This is a genomic window from Streptomyces graminilatus (genome assembly GCF_001418565.1).
Lineage (GTDB): Bacteria > Actinomycetota > Actinomycetes > Streptomycetales > Streptomycetaceae > Streptomyces > Streptomyces graminilatus.
The window spans coordinates 1-2,130 of sequence record NZ_LIQQ01000434.1 but is presented as its reverse complement, the minus strand read 5'-3'; the positions used below and the strand labels follow the sequence as shown (position 1 = coordinate 2,130).

The window sequence follows — 2,130 nt, the reverse complement described above, 5'->3', positions numbered from 1 at the left end:
CCCCAGTTCACATCACCGCACCCTGCCCAGCCGCCCACCTACCGCGCAGCCACCGCCCCGTCATACACATTCCCCGGCGTAACAATCCCCGTGACCGCCCGAGCCAGAAGCGTCGTAGGCTCCTGCCCCCCACTCGTGATGTCCGTGTTGATCATGATGACCAGGGTGGCCTTCTTCGAAGGCAGATAGACCGTCACCGTCTCGTAGCCCGGGATGGAGCCGTTGTGGCCGATCCAGCCGCCCGTTTCGAAGATGCCGAGGCCGTAGCTGAGGCCGGGGAGGCCGGTCGGGTGGGTCTTTAGGCGCTGGGACTGGGTTTCGGGGGTGAGGAGTTTGCCCGTGGCGACGATTTCCGCCCAGCGGTGCAGGTCGTGCAGGTTGGAGATCATCGAGCCGGCCGCCCAGGCCCAACTGGGGTTCCAGTCCGTGGAGTCGGCCACCGCGCCGGTCAGCGTCTGGTTCGTGTAGCCGCGCGGATGCGGTTCCGGGAACTCGGCTCCCTCTGGGAGGAGTGTGTCGTGGAGGTGAGCCGGGGCCAGTACCCGGCTGTCGATGAAGTCGGCGAGCCGCCTGCCGCTGACCTTCTCGATCACCAGGCCGAGGAGGATCAGGTTGGAGTTGGAGTACTGGAACTCCGTCCCCGGCGCGAAGGTGTTCTTGTGCCGGAAGCCGTACGCGAGCACCTCCCGTGGGGTGAAGGAGCGCTCCGGGTCGCTCACCAGGTCATGGGCGAAGTCCGGATCGGCGCTGTAGGGGAACAGGCCGCTGCGCATCTCGGCCAGGTGGCGGAGTGTGATCCGGTGGCCGTTCGGTACTCCGTGGATATAGCGGGAGATCGGGTCGTCCAGTCGGATCCGGTGGTCGTCTACGAGTTCCAGCAGCGCGGTGACCGTGAAGGTTTTCGTCTCGCTGCCGATCCGTAGGAAACCGTCGGTGGTCATCGGACGGTGGGTGGCCGTGTCGGCGACGCCGGTCGCGCGGACGTAGCTTCCCTTGCCGGGCATCCACACTCCGACGACGACACCGGGGATGCCGGCCTGCCCGCGGACGTCCTCGATCGCTCTGTCCAGTCGGGCGGTCACCTCCGGCCCGAGACCGCCCGGCGGACAGTCGGCGTTCCTGTCGTGGTGGTCCTGGTCGTGCTGGTCGACCCTTGCCGTACGGACGGCCGCTGCGGGAGTCGCTGCCATCGGGACCAGCACGCACGCCGCGAACAGCGCTGCCGCGAGCATCCGGCGGTGGGGGGTACGTCGCATCCGGGGGTGCCTCCTCCAGTCATGGGCAGCCCGCAGACCGTCGCGGGCTCGGACGGCAACATCACCATCGGTGACTCGACGGGAAGGGACCCTTCCGGGCGCGTACCGGCGAGTCCACTCGTTCAGACCGGCAGACCGGCAGAGGTGGGTAAATTGCCCTGGGTCGGCGGGCGCGACCATGTGCTCCCGCCCGCCGACCGGCAGGTGAAACCTCTGGCCCTGGCTACTACAGGTACGGGCGCGTGATCAGCTCGATCGCGTGGCCGCCCGGGTCCTTGAAGTACACGCCCCGGCCGCCGTGCTCGGTGTTGGTCTCGCCAGGGCGTCGCATCTGGGGGTCGGCCCAGTGCTCGATGTCCTTGTCGCAGAGGCGCTGGTACGCCCGGTCGAACAGCTCGTCGTCGATCAGGAACGCGTAGTGCTGCATCTGGATGTCCACCGGCGGCTCGGCGAACTGCAGCAACACCCCGTCGGAGAGCTGGATGTTGATGAACGGGCCCCACGACGGCGCTTCCGGCAGTTCCAGCAGTTCCCGGAAGAAGCGGGCCGACTCGTGGCGGTCCTTGGAGGCGATGATCGTGTGGTTGAACGTGACAGTCATTCGGCTGACCTCAGTGGTCTCGACATGTTCGACATGTCCGGTACGGAAGGGGACTCGCTGTGCGCAAACACTGGGAGGTCCGCGTGCCGAAATGCTCGCCGAACTGCCTGCCGAACCGAGCGGGTGACCTGTCGGCACCCGCCGCGTGATCAGCTCTCCACCGGATAGCCAATCCGTGTGTGGCGTCGAAGCGCCGGTCCGGTGTTCATGTCAGGTGACGCTACTTGATCCGGCCGCCCGCTACAACGGGTCACCGGGTCACCGGGTCACCGG

General features: G+C 67.3%; 2 protein-coding genes. Both read right to left on the bottom strand.

The features are described from left to right. Positions 1–38: 38 nt before the first annotated feature. A complete protein-coding gene (locus AOK08_RS31580; RefSeq protein WP_055532451.1) occupies positions 39–1,256 on the bottom strand; it encodes a serine hydrolase domain-containing protein in 1,218 nt (405 codons plus the stop codon). A gap of 226 nt (positions 1,257–1,482) precedes the next feature. After that, complete coding sequence (locus AOK08_RS31575; RefSeq protein ID WP_055532449.1) at positions 1,483–1,857, bottom strand: VOC family protein; 375 nt, start codon at positions 1,855–1,857, stop codon at positions 1,483–1,485. Between the last annotated feature and the right edge of the window lie 273 nt (positions 1,858–2,130).

Coding starts and splice junctions, on each gene's coding strand:
- AOK08_RS31575 (WP_055532449.1), bottom strand. CDS start 1,857: ATGACTGTCACGTTCAACCACACGATCATCGCCTCCAAGGACCGCCAC.
- AOK08_RS31580 (WP_055532451.1), bottom strand. CDS start 1,256: ATGCGACGTACCCCCCACCGCCGGATGCTCGCGGCAGCGCTGTTCGCG.